This is a genomic window from Pantoea sp. GM_Pan_3, from assembly GCF_026541045.1.
GTDB lineage: Bacteria > Pseudomonadota > Gammaproteobacteria > Enterobacterales > Enterobacteriaceae > Pantoea > Pantoea anthophila.
Genome location: NZ_JALNVA010000005.1, coordinates 240,766 through 257,652 on the forward strand (window position 1 = coordinate 240,766; position 16,887 = coordinate 257,652).

Consider the following 16,887-nt stretch of genomic DNA (forward strand, 5'->3'; position numbering starts at 1 on the left):
CGTGACCACTCGCGGGGAAGTGTTGCGATATCTGAGCCTCAACCTGCGTGAAGTGTAGTCACCCTCAGAAGAGTAAGCAGAGCGGTGCAGGAGAAAGCCCCGTCTCAGCCGGGCTGGCAGGGAGGGGGTGTCCGGGTGTCAGCAACCGTGACAAGAGGCGCATCGGGCTGCCACCGCATCAGATCGGCAAAGGCGCGACGATAAGCCGTGTCGATTTGCGCCGGCACCTGTTCAATGTAGCGGAAAGCGTGTTCCCGCGTTTCACCGCTCAGCTGCTGCAGATAGTGCCGCGCCTGACTCAGCGTCGGTATCTGGCCTTCGACACCGGCCATGCGGGCGGGCAAATCAGTCCAGATGAGACCTTCAATCCCTCTGGCCTGCGCCCACGCCGCCAGCGGGCCTGTGGCGTTATCTGTCACCGTGATCATCCCGACGCCATCGACGCGGTTGTCCGGAATGGCCTCACGAAGCCGCAGCGCCTGGCAGGCCCGCTCCAGTGAAGCGGTATTCAGCCAGGCCCAGCACACCGGCACCGGACTGGCATTCAGGCAGATCGCCGTGGAGAGCTCACCGCCATCACTGATGCGCACAAATTCCACCGGTACGGCGGGACCATCATGATGCCACTCACTGGCGACCGGCAGCGCGCCGGTTTTCCAGATTAACGATCCCCAGCCCAGACAGGCAATTTTCATTCTCTTCTCCCGTGTTTGCGTCGCCACCTTCGCGACCCGTCAGAGTTAAAGCGTAGCCCGTTGTGCTTAACCGTTACAGGGATCACCTTTTTTAGTGCGGTAAAGCGGCCTTAAAGATGGCATGATCTGCCCCGCAGTCACTCTGCACAACCTGACGGTTATTTCAGCAATCTGTGCGCGTTTATCGGTGCGGCTTGAACTTTTATCGTCAGGTAGTGTAAAAAGTGGCGCACGCAAACGATTACCTGTGCATGTGCGTTGGCAGCATCACGCGCGCAGGTTCCGCTGCGACCGGGCCGGAAAGCAGGGGACGACACCTCTTTCAGCGGTCCAGGGTACTGGCGCTTTTAACACGGAATATCTGATGAAAACCACGCAAACTGGCACGCTGGGCGCGCTTGAAAGTGACGTCGATACGGGATGGCGTAAAACCGACACCATGTGGATGCTGGGTTTATACGGCACTGCGATTGGCGCGGGCGTCCTGTTTCTGCCGATTAATGCGGGCGTCGGCGGCCTCATCCCGCTGATCATTATGGCGATACTGGCGTTTCCGCTGACCTTTTATGCGCACCGTGCGCTGACCCGCTTTGTCCTCTCCGGCAAAAATCCGGCCGGTGATATCACCGAGGTTGTTGAGGAGCATTTCGGTGTCGGGGCGGGCAAGCTGATTACGCTGCTCTATTTCTTCGCCATCTACCCGATTCTGCTGATGTACAGCGTTGCGATTACCAATACGGTCGAGAGTCTGATGGTGAATCAGCTGGGGCTGGTGCCGCCGCCGCGCGCGCTGCTGTCGCTGCTGCTGATTGTCGGGCTGATGACCATTGTGCGCTTTGGCGAGAAGATGATTGTCAAAGCGATGAGCGTGCTGGTCTATCCCTTTGTCGCGGTGCTGATGCTGATGGCCTGCTATCTGATCCCGCACTGGCACGGCGCGGCGCTCTCCACGCTGACCTTTCAGCCTGCAGGCAGTAGCCTGTGGATGACGCTGTGGCTGGCGATCCCGGTGATGGTCTTCTCCTTTAACCACTCTCCCATTATCTCCTCCTTTGCGCTGGCGAAGCGCGAAGAGTATGGCGACGCCGCTGAGAAAAAGTGCTCGCGCATTCTGGCCTGCTCACACCTGATGATGGTGGTGACAGTGATGTTCTTTGTCTTCAGTTGCGTGCTGAGCCTGTCGCCTGAGGATCTGCATGCGGCCAAGGCGCAGAACATCACGATTCTCTCCTATCTGGCGAACCACTTTCAGGTGCCGATGATTGCCTGGCTGGGCCCGCTGATCGCGGTGGTGGCGATCACCAAATCGTTCCTGGGTCACTACCTGGGCGCGCGCGAAGGGTTCAACGGCATGGTCAATAAAGCGCTGCGCAGTCGCGGTAAAGCGATCGCGCCGGCCAGACTGAATCGCCTGACGTCACTCTTTATGCTGCTGACAACCTGGCTGGTGGCAACGCTGGACCCGAATATTCTCGGCATGATTGAGACGCTGGGCGGGCCGGTCATTGCCATGATCCTGTTCCTGATGCCGATGTACGCCATTCAGAAAGTCCCGGCAATGCGTCAGTACAGCGGAAAAATCAGCAACCTGTTTGTGGTGCTGATCGGAGTGATTGCCATCTCCGCTATTTTCTATTCGCTGGTGAAGTAATCCTGCCCACGGCAGGTGCCTCCTCCGGGAGGCACCTGCCGTTCCCCCTGTCATACACGCCTCCCGCGCTTCCGAATCCGGTTCATCCCCTGTCTCCTGCCTGACTGAAGTATCTGGTTAGCAATGGTTACAGTTGTTACAGAGTGACATGGTAGAGTTAACGCGAATAATTATTATTCCTTTAAAGGACAGGATGAACATGAAGATCGGGATGGCTGCTGCCACCACACTTTTGCTGTCGACCGCCTGCGCGGCCACCACTTATCCGGTCACCGTGACCGATATGGATGGACAGAAAATTACGCTGCAGAAAGAGCCTCAGCATGTGATTCTGCAGGATGGCCGCGACGTCATGACGCTGGCACTGCTGGATCGACAGAATCCGTTTCAGCGGGTCGTGGCCTGGAACAATCTGCCGAAAAAGCAGGACACGCAGACCTGGGATCTGCTGAAGCAGCGCTGGCCTCAGGCGACCTCAATTGTGGATATGGGCTTTAACGATCAGGGCCAGGTCAACCTGGAGAGCGTGCTGGCGAAACAGCCCGATCTGATGATTGCGCAGCTGCGTGCTAAACCCGCGCTGACACAATCAGGCGTGCTGGCCACCCTGAAAAATCTGCACATCCCGGTACTGTTCCTCGATGATGAGCTGCATCCGAAAGAGAATACCCTGAAGAGCGTGAGCGTGCTCGGCACGGTGCTGAACCGTGAAGCTGAAGCAAAAGACTACGCCGATTTTTATCAGCAGCGCTGGCAGGCGCTTCAGGAGAAGATCGCCCTTGTTCCGCACAAGCCGACGGTTTTTGTCGAGCCGATTGCCGGTAACAGCGACAACTGCTGCTTTACCCACGGACACAACGGCTGGGGCGCGCTGGTGGAGGCGGTAGGCGGCAAAAATATTGGCTCTGCACTGCTGCCCGGCAGTTCCGGCTTTGTTTCGCTGGAGAAGATCATCGCCATGAAGCCGGATGTCTACATCATGACCGGCTCAAAGCGGCCGAACAGCAATGTGCTGCCGTTTGGTTACGGCGCGAATCAGGCCGAGGTAACCGCGACCTTTAAGCGCTTACTGAGCCGCACGGGGCTGGCGCAGATCGCCCCGGTCAGAGAGCAGCGCGTCTATGGCGTTTACCATCACTTCTACAATCATCCCTACAACATTATCGGGATGGAAATTCTGGCGAAAGATCTCTATCCGCAACAGTTCCGTGACCTCGACCCCACGGCGGATTACCACCACATCGTGACGCACTTTACGGGATTACCTGACGCGCCCGTGATCCTCAGTACGCCATAACCGGCCCCTGTCAGGGTACGGTTCCGTACCCTGACACACGTTTTCGCTGGCAGCGGCGATCGGCGTTTTGTCCGATGCGCCGGTCAGCCAGCGGGCAGGGCGGTCTCCAGTGTTAAGAAAGTGATAATTACGCGTAATGGTCTGTAAATTGGCGGTTTTTAAGAATTATACAGATGTTGCCATACAGGATTATTGCCATGATGCCGATCAACGGTGCCTGACAGCCGTTATTTTCGGAGGCAGTACCATGAAAAAAACAACATTAACGCTTATCGCTTCACTTTTGACATGCAGCACGCTCTTTTCTCAGACCACGCGGGCAGACGATCGCGGCGATCCGCACCGCCCGCCGGTGCCGCATCAGAATGATGGCCCTGGCCCGGATGCGTGGGGGCCCGGCCCGCATCCGGATCGTGACCGCGACGACCGCCATCGTCATGAGGAGCGGGAACGCCATGAGATTGAACATGCGCGTCATGATGACGAGCGCTTCCGTCACGACAGAGGGCGATATGAGCCGCGCGACGCATTCGCCTGGCAGGGACATGAGTTTCGCCGTGGCCATGCGATCCCGCGAGCCTATTGTGACGACCGTTACCGCGTTGACGACTGGGATGCGCGCGGACTGCCTGAACCTCCGCAAGGGGAGCACTGGGCAGACATCAACGGCAACTATGTGCTGATTGCGGCGGCAACCGGCATTATTACCTCACTGCTGCTGAACAACGCACTGAATTGATCCTACGGGATGGCGGCGGCCATCCCGCTTTCTTTCCGTTTTGCGCCGCCAGCGTCTATCCTGAGACTCCACACTGACATTCTCCCTGTGTAAGGAGTCATGATGACGACGGTTAAGATGGTTGCGGTTGATATGGATGGCACTTTTCTGGACGACAACAAGCAGTACAATCGATCCCGGTTTCTCGCCTGCTACCAGCAACTCACCGCCCGCGACATCAAATTTGTCGTGGCCAGCGGTAATCAGTACTACCAGCTCAAATCCTTTTTTCCGGAGGTCGCCAGCGATATCGCCTTTGTGGCGGAAAACGGCGCATGGATTATCAACCGTGATGAGGAGCTGTTCTGCGGCGCCTTTGACCGCCGCGATGTCGAAGCGGTCATCAACACCCTGCAAAACGGCAACTATCCCGGCCTGCGTTATCTGCTGTGTGGACGCGAAAGTGCGTACTACTTTGATGGCATGGAAGAGAGCTGGCTGAAAAAGATGCGTCACTACTGTCATCGCCTGAAGCCGATTCAGCATCTGGATGAGGTGCAGCATGATCGGTTGTTCAAGTTCGCACTGAATCTCTCTGACGACGCTATCGAGCCGCTGATGGCGGATATCGAGCGGCTGCATCATGGTCGTGTGGCCGCAACCTCAAGCGGACACGGCTCCGTTGACCTGATTGTGCCGGGCAATCATAAAGCGCACGGCCTGGATCTGCTCGCCACGCGCTGGGGCATCACACACGACCAGGTACTGGCGTTTGGTGATGGCGGCAACGATCTGGAGATGCTTAAGCAGTCTGGTTTCAGTTTCGCCATGGCCAACGCGCCACAGCGGGTGAAGCAGGCAGCACGCTATGCTGCTCCTGCTAATAACGAAGAGGGCGTGTTGCAGGTGATTGAGCAGATGCTGGCCGGTGAGGGGCCATTCGCAAATCTGCCCGCGTAACGGGCAGACGCGGTTTTCGGAAGGGCAGAGGCGGGTCATCTGGCCCGCCTCGCTTCACGCCGTGATGCGCCAGGCCTGGGCGATCATCGTCTCCATCTGTTCGCGGCTGTAATTCACCAGCGAATTTTTGCTGTTGGCGCGCGCCAGTATCCACTTCACCTCTTCGCCCGTCAGCGTGGGCCCCCCCTGCCAGAACGGCAGAATCGCCTGCTGCTGCAGCCACGTTTTGAGGAACTGCGCGGGTGAGTCGGTGGCTTCACTGAAAAGCTGCCCATGTAACGCTGACATCAGTGTCTGCTGCAGCGGATGATCGCTGTCGGCCAGCCGATCCAGGAAGGGGAACAACAGCCGCCCGCACACTTCGCCGTGGTGAAACGGTTTTATCGCGCCCAGTTCGCCTGCAATACCGTGGATGACCCCCAGACCGGCGCTGCTCAGCGCAACTCCCCCCAGCCACGATGCCATCATCATCGACTCTCTTGCCGCATCGCCCGCACTCTCTTCACTGTTCAGCGCCGGCCAGGCCTGGATAAACTGACGCAGGCCGGTCACGGCCAGCTGTTGAGTGAAAAGATTACCTTTCGCGGAGAGGTAGGCTTCAAACAGGTGGGTAAAGGCATCGATCCCGCAGGTCGCCAGCACGTGGTCAGGTGCCCCCTTCAGCAGATCGGGATCGAGAATAGCCACTTCCGGGACAAAAACCGGGTGGCGCAGTGAGGCTTTGATCTGAATATCGCGCTGGTCGGTCACCACCGCATTCTGCGTCACTTCACTGCCGGTCCCGGCCGTCGTCGGAATAGCAATCAGCGGTAACGTGACTGGCTGAACCGTGCTGTCGCCCACCTTTTCCAGATAGCGGGCCGTCGGCAACGGATGTTGCATCATCGCGCTGAACGCTTTAGCCGCATCCAGCACGCTGCCCCCGCCGATGGCCACCACCCGATCCACATGACCCCGCCAGCGTGCCACCCAGCCATCAATCTCAGCAGGAGAGGCTTCATGGCTGACAATTTCATAGCCGATAATCTGCGCGTTCAGGTCAGCTTTAATCCGTTCATACGCCGCGCCCTGCAGAAAGGATTGCCCGCAAAACAGCAGGGTAGGCTGTGACCGGGCGGCCAGCAGCGGCACCAGTTTATCGAGGCTGCCGCGGCCAAAGAGGGTTCGTTGATTACTGTACAGCTCACTCAGGTTCACACTCACCAGCGCATCCTTTTTACATTTCACTAAAATCTGAGTGTAACGAAAAGCGCGCCGCCGGCACTGGCAAACTTTCTGATAACGTCCCGGTAAAAAGTTGATCATCTTCGCAAAACAGAAATTCACCCCGGCGGGGTGGTGCTTTACTGCAGATGTTACCCTTAACATGTTATCGGTAACAGCGTTTGTCCGGATGTATAAAATTCTTACAGGCGCACTGTTTTGCAGCCCTCAGGGGACCATGATAACAACCGACACTGGATTCCATTCAGTGCGCAAGGTGGAGAAAACCTATGCCATTACTCTATGTGGCGATCGGCGTCGCGTTACTGCTGCTGCTGATGATTCGCTTTAAGCTTAATGGATTTATCGCGCTGATCCTGGTGGCGCTGGCTGTCGGCGTGATGCAGGGCATGCCGGTCAATAAAGTAATTACGTCTATTAAAGCGGGGGTCGGCGGCACGCTCGGCAGCCTGGCGCTGATCATGGGCTTTGGTGCCATGCTGGGTAAGCTGCTGGCCGACTGCGGCGGTGCGCAGCGTATCGCGACCACGTTGATCGAAAAATTTGGCACAAAGCACATTCAGTGGGCGCTGGTGCTGACCGGTTTTATCGTCGGATTTGCACTGTTCTATGAAGTTGGCTTTGTACTGATGCTGCCGTTGGTGTTCAGCGTGGCGGCGTCGGCGCGCGTGCCGCTGCTCTATGTCGGCGTGCCGATGGCGGCTGCACTGTCCGTTACGCATGGCTTTCTGCCACCGCATCCCGGCCCGACCGCCATCGCCACGCTGTTCAATGCTGACATGGGCAAAACGCTGCTGTTTGGCACCCTGCTGGGTATTCCTACGGTGATTCTGGCGGGCCCGGTTTACGCCCGCTTCCTGAAGGGCATCGACAAACCGATTCCGCAGGGACTCTATAACCCGAAAACGTTCACCGAAGCAGAAATGCCCAGCTTTGGGGTCAGCGTCTGGACGGCCCTGGTGCCGGTGGTGCTGATGGCCCTGCGTGCGGTGGCAGAGATGCTGTTGCCAAAAGGGCATGTGCTGCTGCCGTATGCTGAGTTCTTTGGCGACCCGGTCATGGCCACCCTGATTGCCGTACTGATTGCCATCTTCACGTTTGGCCTCAACCGCGGCCGCTCAATGGAACAGGTAATGGATACCCTGACCGACTCGATCAAAATCATCGCTATGATGTTGCTGATCATCGGTGGCGGCGGGGCCTTTAAGCAGGTACTGGTCGACAGCGGCGTGGATAAATATATCGCCAGCATGATGCACTCGACTCAGCTGTCACCCATCTTTATGGCCTGGTCTATTGCGGCGGTGCTGCGTATCGCGCTGGGTTCGGCAACGGTGGCGGCGATTACCGCAGGTGGCATTGTGGCCCCGCTGATTGTCACCAGTGGTGCCAGCCCGGAACTGATGGTGATCGCCGTAGGGTCCGGCAGCGTCATCTTCTCTCACGTTAACGACCCTGGCTTCTGGCTGTTCAAGGAGTATTTCAACCTGACGATAGGTGAGACCATTCGCTCCTGGTCGGCGCTGGAAACCATTATCTCCGTGTGCGGCCTGGTGGGCTGTCTGCTGCTCTCCTGGGTAATCTGATCCCCTGCCGCTGGCACACCGCCTGCCAGCGGCCCTCTGCTGGCTCTCTGAAGAGGATGGTGCTCATAAAGAGGGCCGCGCTATGCGGCCCATGGGTGATAACAGTTAACGCTGCCCGCTTAATGAGGCGCTTCAAAACCGGCTTTCACCATCTGTTCCCGAAGCGCACGCGCAATTTCGCGGTTGCCGCCAGTGACGGGATAGATGACATTATTCACCACATCATCAAGGTAGTGCTCTTCAAACTCCTGCATCGTGAGCTGAGTGCCACCCTCATCGTTGATGGCGAAAGAACCTTTAATGTGGTTACCGCTGTTTTTAGCCTTAAGGCTGTAGCGGCCCATACTGGTATTAATCGTGCTCATACGATCTCCTCACAACTCATGTCAATCTCCTCACTATTGAGATTGAGATCTGCCTTGCCGCCTGAATTTTAGCCAGGAGTCGTCTGTAAAACGAAGAAAGAGGGCGGGTAAAAGACGGGGTTGCGATCGCACTCTCAGAATGCAAATAAAAGCAAAAGTTGATGAACCTGTAACCGGTTAACGACTTAGTGAAGCGGCAGAGCCTGGTTTTCTGACTATACTGCTTACAGGAAACCTGTTTAACCAGCGAGGGAAAAGGAAATGAAAATTATTCTGTGGATTATCGCGATCATTTTTATCGTGGGCTTACTGACCCTGACAGGGGTGTTCAAACTGATTTTCTGATTTCTGTTAAAGATTCTGCGACAGCGGGCACCTAATCAGGTGCCCGAAACGTTTTCTGGCTGGCCAACAGACACTGTGTAATCGGGTCCATTGGCGTATTCGGCAGTAGATCCCGCGAGCCCAGCTGTTTTCGACAGCATGCGCAACAGGCACCATGAAAGGTGCGCTGGCCCTCTTTGTAATCAGCAAAAACGAACCGGGCGCTTCCACACTGACTACAGCGTATTTTCATCACCATCCTGCGTATGACCTCCTTTGGACTGACACTGTGCTGATCGCGTTCCCTGACCGGTTAAGCAGACTTAATCTATTGCTATGCAATATTATTCCGGACTGCGATGAGAAAAGTAGTGTCTTATGAGCATGAATGTTTGCTGCCAAATGCGAATCCGGCCTGTAAAAACCACTTCATTGATCATGATCAAAGATTGTCATCTATTGGCTAAAACGCCCGCAGATGGCCTGTCCTGGCGCGGATAAACGGCACGGCAGGCTCAATTTTGTCGGAAAGAAAGGCGAACTGGCGGTGAACTAATCGCAATTTATTTGCAATAAGTGATTTTTTATCCTGTTATAGCTTTCAGCCGCCTGAAAATTGCACCAGCGTCAGACGCCTGGCTGACCCGGCAGAGAAAAAAATGGGCGTTTTTACGCGCCATATCGTCAGAAAGAACAGGAACGCGTCTCAATAAGATTTTTCTTTTTCAGCCACAGCGCCTGTTAAGTTGAAATTCAAAAAAGGCATGACTTTCCAGCGTGTTAGCGCGAAGAAGAGGAAAGGCGTTCGCTAGCTGCTGAAACCGATTTCGCAAGTCGGAAAGCAGGAAAGTGTGATGGATGCACAGAAAGTCGATATTTATCACTTTTTCATCAAATCGTGCTGGACAAATCCCTCCGCAATTGCTGTACTAGATGCCGACACAGTTTAGTGTCCATTTTTCATGTAAAGGTAATATAGATGTCTAAGATCAAAGGTAACGTTAAGTGGTTTAATGAATCTAAAGGATTCGGTTTCATTACTCCTGAAGATGGCAGCAAAGATGTATTCGTACACTTCTCTGCAATCCAGAGCAACGGCTTCAAAACTCTGGCTGAAGGTCAGCGCGTTGAGTTTGAAATCACCGACGGTGCTAAAGGCCCATCTGCTGCTAACGTTATCAGCCTGTAAGTTAACAGTCAGAATTCTAAAAACCCGCCTGATGGCGGGTTTTTTTATGCCTGTCATCTGCGCGTCACCTTCTCCTGTCTATCCTGCGCTGCTGGCTCGTCTGCCGCACAAACTGCGCGACGCTTCACAATAAATCCTCGTAACATATTTATAACAAGCTGAAGTGCCGCTTTTTTGCGGGCAACGCGTTATAACAGAGTGACAGATCCCGGTGGGTGAGGAGGCAGGATGAATATACGGCAGGCAGAGTTAAAAGACAGTTTTGCGCTGAGTGCGTTGCTCAGCGAATTAGGCTACGGCGGCACCGAAGGTTTTATTGAGCAGCGCCTGGCGCAGTTATGCAGCGATCCCAGTGAGGCACTCTTAGTGGCGGAACAGGATAACCAGGTGCTGGGATTCCTTTCCCTGCATTTCATTCCACAGCTGGCGCTGGCCGGTGACTTTGCCCGCATCAGCTACTTCTGCATTGCCGAAGGCGAGCGCAGCAAAGGGATGGGGCAGCAGCTGCTTCAGCATGCTGAGGCGCTGGCCGCGCGTCGTGGCTGCGATCGCATGGAGGTGCATTGCCACCAGTCGCGCCTGAAAGCGAATCTCTTCTACGGCCGTGAAGGCTTTGCCGAATCACCCCGTTATCATATTAAATCCCTGGCGAGTTAATTTTCAGCTGGCGGGTGAGCCTCCCGCAGGAGAGCGGCCGGTGGTCAGTGCTTTCTGCTCTCTCCGCGCCAGACAGGCAGCAGAAACGGTTGCCCTGCGCACGTCCTTCAGGAGCCCGCCTGAGCTGACAGGCTCTCTCCGGCAGACTTTTCCGGTGTGTTCAGGTTACGATGCTCCCTCAGCCCGACCGCAGAGCAGAGTGCCGCGGCGTTGATCAATGAGGGTAGTGAACAGGGGCAGCCTGAGCGAATCCCTCTGACAGGGTCGCCGGAAGGCTGTTGATGGCGACAGCAGGAGAAGAACAATGATGAGAGTGGCTCTGGGGCAGTTTGCCGTTGGTCGTGAATGGCAGGAAAACGCCGCTGTCTGTCTGGATCTGATGCAGCGGGCGGCGGAAGGGGGAGCCGATCTGCTGGTCCTGCCGGAAGGCGTGCTGGCGCGGGATATTACCGATCCCGATATCGTGCTGAAAGCGGCGCAGCCGCTGGATGGCCCTTTCCTGAGCCAGCTGCTGGCAGCCAGCAAAGAGCGTGCCCTGACGACGATCCTCTGTCTGCATGTTCCCGACGGCGCGCAGAAAGCGCTTAACGTGCTGGTTGCCTTCCGACAGGGTGAGATCATCGCCGTCTATGAAAAACTGCATCTCTATGATGCTTTCACAATGCAGGAGTCGCAGCGGGTCAATCCCGGCCGGGTCATTCCTCCGCTGATTGAGGTGGCCGGTATGAAGGTGGGCTTAATGACCTGCTATGACGTGCGGTTTCCGGAGATGGCGCGGCGGCTGGCGCTGGACGGTGCCGATGTCCTGGTGCTGCCTGCCGCCTGGGTGAAAGGCCCGCTAAAAGAGATGCACTGGGAACTGCTGACCCGCGCCCGTGCGCTGGAGAACACCTGCTATATGGTGGCGGCGGGCGAATGTGGTCCGCGCAATATCGGCAACAGTCTGGTGGTGGACCCGATGGGGGTCGCAGTAGCAAACGCGGCGGAAGCGCCCGCACTGCTGTTTGCCGACCTCGATCCCGAACGTCTTGCCTATGCCCGTCAGGTGCTGCCGGTGCTGGAGAACCGGCGTTTTGCCCGGCCTGAACTCGACGGAGAGTGAAACAAACAGAGCCTGAGGCGGATACGCTGACGGCAGGGGTGTCAGATCTTACTCTGTTACAGATTCTGCTTGTGGTGACAGGCAATCTGCGCGTAAATAACAGTCACCGTTATTCGATAAAGTTGAAAGGTTAAATATGGAAGGTATCAGTATTGCCAAGCTGCTGATTATCGGTGCGCTTATCGTACTGCTTTTTGGTACCAACAAGTTGCGCTCGCTGGGTGGCGATCTGGGCTCCGCAATCAAGGGCTTCAAGAAAGCCATGAAAGATGAAGATACCAGTGCAACCCGAAATACGGCTGAAGACGTGCCTGCAGAACGCGTCGTTCATAAAGATTAATCGGTTATTTGCAGCAAATAACTGTTACTTTTTATTTCAGGCACACATAAAAAAACCAGACTGTCAGCAGTCTGGTTTTTTGTTTTTACGCAGCAGCAAAGCGGGAATTACTTCACTTCCATCCCTTTCGCCTGCATATCGGCATGATAGGAAGAGCGGACAAACGGACCACATGCCGCATGCGTGAAGCCCATCGCCATCGCTTCTTCTTTCATCTCATCAAATTCGGCCGGGCTGACGTAACGCTGAACCGGCAGATGGTGACGGCTCGGCTGCAGATACTGACCCAGCGTCAGCATGGTGACGCCATGGCGACGCAGATCGCGCATCACTTCAATGATTTCGGCATTCGTTTCGCCCAGACCCACCATCAGACCTGATTTGGTCGGGACATCCGGGTGCGCTTCTTTGAAACGCTCCAGCAGCTTCAGCGACCACTCGTAGTTAGCGCCTGGACGAACCTGACGATAGACGCGCGGTACGTTTTCAAGGTTGTGGTTGAACACATCCGGTGGCGTCGCGGTGAGGATCTCCAGCGCGCGATCCATACGGCCGCGGAAGTCCGGCACCAGCGTCTCAATTTTGATCGTCGGATTTTTTTCGCGAATCGCGCTGATGCAGTCGGCAAAATGCTGAGCGCCACCGTCACGCAAATCGTCACGGTCAACCGAGGTGATCACGACGTAACGCAGTCCCATGTCGGCGATGGTCTGCGCCAGCTTCGCGGGCTCACCGGCATCAGGCGCGTTAGGACGCCCATGGGCCACATCGCAGAACGGACAGCGGCGGGTACAGATTGCGCCCAGGATCATAAAGGTGGCGGTGCCATGGTTAAAGCATTCGGCGAGGTTAGGGCAGGAGGCCTCTTCACAGACCGAGTGCAGGCCGTTTTTACGCATCGCCGCTTTGATGCCCTGAATACGACTGGAGTCAGCTGGCAGCTTGATTTTCATCCATTCCGGCTTACGCAACATCTCCTGCCGTTCAACAGCCACGGTTTTCACCGGGATCAGCGCCATTTTGTCTGCGTCACGATATTTGACGCCGCGTTCCATCTGAATTGGTTTACTCATAAATCAGCAGGTTCCGGTCGGATTGCGATTTGAAAGCGTTCCCATTCAAACCGGGAAGGATGCTTTCAACTTTATTTGAAAAAAGTGCAAAAATTATATCATCTCAGCGCCCGGGAAGCAGCCACCGTCAGCGCGGAAAAGTTACATATTTGTAAATTCGCATTCAGCGCTAAGGCTGAACCGGCAGATCATCCGTGGTCCACTCAACATGGTCGTAACCGGCCAGCCGCGCAAACGCGCTGACGAGCGGTGAACGAACCTGTTCTGTCGTAACGCCCGGCCGGAAATGACTTAACTGAGTCATGCTCATGCCGGCGTAGCCGCAGGGGTTAATCCGCAGAAAGGGGGAGAGATCCATCGCCACATTCAGCGCCAGACCATGAAACGAGCAGCCTTTGCGGATGCGTAATCCCAGTGAGCAGATCTTTTCATCACCCACGTAGACGCCAGGGGCATCGGCACGCGCGCGGGCGCTGACGCCAGATTCCGCCAGGGTGGCAATCACCGTCTCTTCCAGAATCGTAACCAGCTGGCGGACGCCAAGCTTACGGCGTTTGACATCGATCAGGACATACATCACCTGCTGTCCCGGACCGTGATAGGTCACCTGGCCACCGCGGTCGCTCTGCACCACCGGAATCTCTCCCGGCATCAGCAGATGTTCCGCTTTTCCTGCCTGGCCCTGGGTAAAGACCGGCGGATGTTCAACCAGCCAGATTTCGTCGCGACTCTGTTCATCGCGCTGGTCGGTGTAGTGGTGCATGGCATCGGAGACAGATTGCCAGTCGCGCAGACCGGACTGACGGACGAGAAGGGTTTCAACTGACAAAACGAGAATCCGCTAAAGAAGAATCGCTGGATAATGTCGGCAAACCGTCAGGCACAGGCGCCTTGCCGACCCGTAAATTACAGCACCATCCGCACAATTTCGATCTTGCCCAGCTCTTCGTACAGGCGCTCGACCTGTTCGATGTGGGTCGCGTTGATGGTGATGTTAACCGAGTGATAGTTGCCTTTGCTGCTCGGCTTAACTTCAGGACTGTAGTCGCCGGGCGCATGACGTTGCACCACTTCAACCACTTGATCAACCAGCTCCGGTTGCGCCAGACCCATTACTTTGTAGGTAAACGGGGTAGGAAATTCGAGCAGCTCATTCAGTTTGGTTTTCATATTAACTCCGGTGCATAAAAAACAGGCTCCCGCCTGAGCGGGAGCATCATAATATCGTGTAATGGGGGCGGAGGGGTGATTTTTCAATCACCCGTCACGCTTAACCGAACCAGTGATGGAACATCAGCTTGATGTAATCAACGATACGGCCAAAGAAACCGCCTTCGGAAATTTCATTCAGTACCACCAGTGGACGCTGTTCGATGGTTTTGCCATCCAGCTGGAAGTTGATGCTGCCGACGACCTGGTTTTTCTTCAGCGGGGCATGCAGTTCTGTGTTGTTCAGCACATAGCTTGCCTTCAGATCTTTCATGCGGCCACGTGGAATGGTCAGGTAGGCATCTTTTTCCACACCCAGCTGCACGCGGTCATTATCGCCGAACCAGACCGGCTCAGAGGCGAACTCTTTACCTGCTTTCAGCGGCGCGACGGTTTCAAAGAAACGGAAGCCCCAGGTCAGCAGTTTCTTGCTCTCCGTTTCACGGCCTTTAAAGGTGTGCCCGCCCATGACGGCAGAAATCAGGCGCATCTGGCCTTCTGTCGCTGATGCCACCAGGTTAAAACCTGCCGAATTGGTGTGACCGGTTTTGATCCCATCCACATTCAGGTTGGTATCCCACAGCAGACCGTTACGGTTCATCTGACGGATATTGTTGAAGGTGAACTCTTTCTCTTTATAGATGGCGTACTCTTCCGGCACATCGCGGATCAGCGCCTGACCGATCAGCGCCATGTCGCGCGCGGAGCTGTACTGACCTTCAGCGTCCAGACCATGCACCGTGCCGAAGTGGGTATTCTGCAGGCCAAGCGCTTTGACGTAGTTGTTCATCAGATTAACGAACGCGTCCTGGCTGCCGGCAACATAGTCAGCCATCGCTACACAGGCGTCGTTACCGGACTGCAGCACAATCCCACGGGTCAGCTGAGAAACCGGTACGCGGTCGCCTGGCTTCAGGAACATCAGCGAGGAGCCTTTAAACACCGGGTTACCGGTGGCCCAGGCATCCTGACCGATGGTGACCATATCGTCCTGATGAATTTTACCGGCTTTCACGGCCTGACCGATGACGTAGCTGGTCATCATCTTAGTCAGGCTGGCAGGATCGCGGCGTGCATCGGCATTTTTCTCCGCCAGCACTTTGCCCGAGTTGTAGTCGATAAGGACATACGCTTCGGCATCAATGTCCGGTACGCCCGGAATCATGGTCTTGAGATTGACGTCATCAGCGATAGCAGCATGGCTGAGGGAGAAAGCGATCAGTGATCCCACTGTCAGGCGTTTCAGCAAACGAGAGGATTTCAGCGTGTTCATGTGTAGGACTACAACATCCGTGAGTTTGAGGTTTAAAAAAGTCACTTATCATACCCAATGCCAGGGGCGCTGGCATGGGGTGAAATGATTGGGTTGTTAGCAGACGTAACGTGCAGCGGTCTGACAAACGGATCAGCGACGCGTATTAGTAATAAATGAAGCGGTCTGGCCTTCACTGCTCAGGCGCTGTTGCAGCGCGGCGGCTTCGGCGCGGGTAGCGTACCCGCCAAGCTGCACGCGATAAACATTGTTGCCTGCGTCTTCAACTTTCCCGGGCACACCATAACGCTGGCTCAGGCTTTTCATCATCTGCTGTGCACGCGCCGGATCGTTCAGCGCGCCGACCTGCACGACATAGCCCGCTGCGGTTCCACGGCTGGCCGCAGGCGCGGCGCTGGCGGCGGCGGGAGCAGCAACCGCTGCCGGTGCGGCAACGGCGGCAGCGGGCGGTTCACTGCCTTCCAGCACGCCGCTCGCTAAAGGCTGGGGCGCGCCAAGAAAGCCGCTGCTCTGCACCGGTGCACCCATGCTGTCACTGCTCTGCAGCGTGCTGTTACTGATAGCGTCCACATTCTGCGCTGGCGGCTGAGCAGCCGCTGCGCTGCCGCCATTCATGACTGCGCCACCACTCAGGTCCGGACGGGCGGGCAGGGCGTAACTCTGTTTCGCTACGACGGTGCCGATGGTGCCAGGACCGGAGAGTGAGCCGTCAGGCGCGACCTTGATAAAGTCGACCCGCACCCGCGAATTGTTCGAGATATTCAGGCGGTCACCGGCGGCGCGGGAGAGATCGATAATACGACCCGGCGTATAAGGACCGCGATCGTTCACCCGCACCACAATCTGACGACCGTTGGCGATATTGGTGACGCGCACATAGCTCGGCAGCGGCAGGGTAGGGTGGGCCGCTGTCAGCGCATCGGGATCGTAGGTTTCACCGATGGCGGTGCGGTTGCCCTGCGCTTCTTCACCGTACCAGGTGGCCAGACCGACTTCACTGAAGTTGGAGGGATCTTTAACGATGCGATAATTTTTGCCGTTGACGCTGTAATCCTGGCTGGTGCCCGGATTAACCGGCTCATAACGTGGCTCAACGCCCGGAATCTCTACCACTGGTCCATTGTATGCCGGTTGCGGCGGCGCCGTATTTTGGGGTTCCGGCGTGGTACAGGCCGCCAGAACCAGTGATGCCAGTGCAACGCCAAGCCATTCCTTACGCATCTG

The 16,887-nt window shown here is 56.1% G+C and carries 17 protein-coding genes; 9 read left to right on the plus strand and 8 right to left on the minus strand.

Annotated elements, in window-relative coordinates:
* Window positions 1-104: 104 nt before the first annotated feature.
* Entirely contained in the window at window positions 105-695 is a 591-nt protein-coding gene (locus tag OXR04_RS15995) for a hypothetical protein (RefSeq protein WP_267371987.1), read from the minus strand.
* Between the two features lie 364 nt (window positions 696-1,059).
* Between OXR04_RS15995 and OXR04_RS16000 the strand changes: the two genes are divergently transcribed.
* From OXR04_RS16000 to OXR04_RS16015, 4 genes are all read left to right on the plus strand, one after another.
* The gene (locus OXR04_RS16000) at window positions 1,060-2,346 is read left to right on the plus strand and encodes an HAAAP family serine/threonine permease (protein ID WP_267371986.1); all 1,287 of its coding nucleotides are present in this window, start codon (window positions 1,060-1,062) and stop codon (window positions 2,344-2,346) included.
* A 199-nt stretch (window positions 2,347-2,545) separates the two neighbouring features.
* Window positions 2,546-3,643, plus strand: a complete 1,098-nt coding sequence (locus tag OXR04_RS16005) for an ABC transporter substrate-binding protein (RefSeq protein WP_267372092.1) — start codon at window positions 2,546-2,548, stop codon at window positions 3,641-3,643.
* 247 nt (window positions 3,644-3,890) lie between these two features.
* Window positions 3,891-4,382 carry an RcnB family protein gene (locus OXR04_RS16010; protein ID WP_267371985.1) on the plus strand — a complete coding sequence of 164 codons (492 nt, stop codon included), beginning with the start codon at window positions 3,891-3,893 and terminating at the stop codon, window positions 4,380-4,382.
* Window positions 4,383-4,484: 102 nt separating this feature from the next.
* Window positions 4,485-5,321 carry a Cof-type HAD-IIB family hydrolase gene (locus OXR04_RS16015; protein WP_267372091.1) on the plus strand — a complete coding sequence of 279 codons (837 nt, stop codon included), beginning with the start codon at window positions 4,485-4,487 and terminating at the stop codon, window positions 5,319-5,321.
* Between the two features lie 54 nt (window positions 5,322-5,375).
* On the opposite strand, the gene OXR04_RS16020 is transcribed toward OXR04_RS16015, so the two are convergent.
* The gene (locus tag OXR04_RS16020; protein ID WP_267371983.1) at window positions 5,376-6,524 is read right to left on the minus strand and encodes an iron-containing alcohol dehydrogenase; all 1,149 of its coding nucleotides are present in this window, start codon (window positions 6,522-6,524) and stop codon (window positions 5,376-5,378) included.
* Between the two features lie 290 nt (window positions 6,525-6,814).
* Between OXR04_RS16020 and gntT the strand changes: the two genes are divergently transcribed.
* A complete protein-coding gene (gntT, locus tag OXR04_RS16025; protein WP_009091528.1) occupies window positions 6,815-8,131 on the plus strand; it encodes a gluconate transporter in 1,317 nt (438 codons plus the stop codon).
* Between the two features lie 119 nt (window positions 8,132-8,250).
* Here the strand turns inward: gntT and OXR04_RS16030 are convergent, their stop codons facing one another.
* Window positions 8,251-8,496: a hypothetical protein gene (locus tag OXR04_RS16030; RefSeq protein WP_009091526.1), complete on the minus strand. Its 246-nt coding sequence runs from the start codon at window positions 8,494-8,496 to the stop codon at window positions 8,251-8,253.
* 1,303 nt (window positions 8,497-9,799) lie between these two features.
* Here OXR04_RS16030 and cspE point away from each other — a divergent pair.
* The 4 genes from cspE to tatE all read left to right on the plus strand — a co-directional run bounded on the left by cspE (window position 9,800) and on the right by tatE (window position 12,108).
* Window positions 9,800-10,009 carry a transcription antiterminator/RNA stability regulator CspE gene (gene cspE, locus OXR04_RS16035; protein WP_006118399.1) on the plus strand — a complete coding sequence of 70 codons (210 nt, stop codon included), beginning with the start codon at window positions 9,800-9,802 and terminating at the stop codon, window positions 10,007-10,009.
* A 228-nt stretch (window positions 10,010-10,237) separates the two neighbouring features.
* Window positions 10,238-10,666, plus strand: coding sequence for a GNAT family N-acetyltransferase (locus tag OXR04_RS16040; RefSeq protein ID WP_009091522.1), 429 nt, complete (start codon window positions 10,238-10,240; stop codon window positions 10,664-10,666).
* 307 nt (window positions 10,667-10,973) lie between these two features.
* Entirely contained in the window at window positions 10,974-11,768 is a 795-nt protein-coding gene (locus tag OXR04_RS16045) for a deaminated glutathione amidase (protein WP_154928066.1), read from the plus strand.
* A gap of 136 nt (window positions 11,769-11,904) precedes the next feature.
* Window positions 11,905-12,108, plus strand: a complete 204-nt coding sequence (tatE, locus tag OXR04_RS16050; RefSeq protein ID WP_009091518.1) for a twin-arginine translocase subunit TatE — start codon at window positions 11,905-11,907, stop codon at window positions 12,106-12,108.
* Between the two features lie 107 nt (window positions 12,109-12,215).
* On the opposite strand, the gene lipA is transcribed toward tatE, so the two are convergent.
* The 5 genes from lipA to rlpA all read right to left on the minus strand — a co-directional run bounded on the left by lipA (window position 12,216) and on the right by rlpA (window position 16,884).
* Window positions 12,216-13,181, minus strand: a complete 966-nt coding sequence (lipA, locus tag OXR04_RS16055; RefSeq protein ID WP_009091517.1) for a lipoyl synthase — start codon at window positions 13,179-13,181, stop codon at window positions 12,216-12,218.
* A 169-nt stretch (window positions 13,182-13,350) separates the two neighbouring features.
* Entirely contained in the window at window positions 13,351-14,010 is a 660-nt protein-coding gene (gene lipB / locus OXR04_RS16060; protein WP_058956321.1) for a lipoyl(octanoyl) transferase LipB, read from the minus strand.
* Between the two features lie 77 nt (window positions 14,011-14,087).
* Window positions 14,088-14,351 (minus strand): DUF493 family protein YbeD, encoded by a 264-nt coding sequence (gene ybeD / locus OXR04_RS16065; protein ID WP_009091513.1) that lies wholly within the window; start codon window positions 14,349-14,351, stop codon window positions 14,088-14,090.
* A gap of 100 nt (window positions 14,352-14,451) precedes the next feature.
* Window positions 14,452-15,663, minus strand: coding sequence for a D-alanyl-D-alanine carboxypeptidase DacA (dacA, locus tag OXR04_RS16070; protein WP_009091510.1), 1,212 nt, complete (start codon window positions 15,661-15,663; stop codon window positions 14,452-14,454).
* Between the two features lie 132 nt (window positions 15,664-15,795).
* Entirely contained in the window at window positions 15,796-16,884 is a 1,089-nt protein-coding gene (gene rlpA, locus OXR04_RS16075) for an endolytic peptidoglycan transglycosylase RlpA (protein ID WP_046101408.1), read from the minus strand.
* Between the last annotated feature and the right edge of the window lie 3 nt (window positions 16,885-16,887).

Excerpts from the sequence above, each read along its gene's own strand:
- OXR04_RS15995 (WP_267371987.1), bottom strand. The coding sequence starts at position 695 with ATGAAAATTGCCTGTCTGGGCTGGGGATCGTTAATCTGGAAAACCGGC.
- OXR04_RS16000 (WP_267371986.1), top strand. The coding sequence starts at position 1,060 with ATGAAAACCACGCAAACTGGCACGCTGGGCGCGCTTGAAAGTGACGTC.
- OXR04_RS16005 (WP_267372092.1), top strand. The coding sequence starts at position 2,546 with ATGAAGATCGGGATGGCTGCTGCCACCACACTTTTGCTGTCGACCGCC.
- OXR04_RS16010 (WP_267371985.1), top strand. The coding sequence starts at position 3,891 with ATGAAAAAAACAACATTAACGCTTATCGCTTCACTTTTGACATGCAGC.
- OXR04_RS16015 (WP_267372091.1), top strand. The coding sequence starts at position 4,485 with ATGACGACGGTTAAGATGGTTGCGGTTGATATGGATGGCACTTTTCTG.
- gntT (WP_009091528.1), top strand. The coding sequence starts at position 6,815 with ATGCCATTACTCTATGTGGCGATCGGCGTCGCGTTACTGCTGCTGCTG.
- OXR04_RS16030 (WP_009091526.1), bottom strand. The coding sequence starts at position 8,496 with ATGAGCACGATTAATACCAGTATGGGCCGCTACAGCCTTAAGGCTAAA.
- cspE (WP_006118399.1), top strand. The coding sequence starts at position 9,800 with ATGTCTAAGATCAAAGGTAACGTTAAGTGGTTTAATGAATCTAAAGGA.
- OXR04_RS16040 (WP_009091522.1), top strand. The coding sequence starts at position 10,238 with ATGAATATACGGCAGGCAGAGTTAAAAGACAGTTTTGCGCTGAGTGCG.
- OXR04_RS16045 (WP_154928066.1), top strand. The coding sequence starts at position 10,974 with ATGAGAGTGGCTCTGGGGCAGTTTGCCGTTGGTCGTGAATGGCAGGAA.
- tatE (WP_009091518.1), top strand. The coding sequence starts at position 11,905 with ATGGAAGGTATCAGTATTGCCAAGCTGCTGATTATCGGTGCGCTTATC.
- lipA (WP_009091517.1), bottom strand. The coding sequence starts at position 13,181 with ATGAGTAAACCAATTCAGATGGAACGCGGCGTCAAATATCGTGACGCA.
- ybeD (WP_009091513.1), bottom strand. The coding sequence starts at position 14,351 with ATGAAAACCAAACTGAATGAGCTGCTCGAATTTCCTACCCCGTTTACC.
- dacA (WP_009091510.1), bottom strand. The coding sequence starts at position 15,663 with ATGAACACGCTGAAATCCTCTCGTTTGCTGAAACGCCTGACAGTGGGA.
- rlpA (WP_046101408.1), bottom strand. The coding sequence starts at position 16,884 with ATGCGTAAGGAATGGCTTGGCGTTGCACTGGCATCACTGGTTCTGGCG.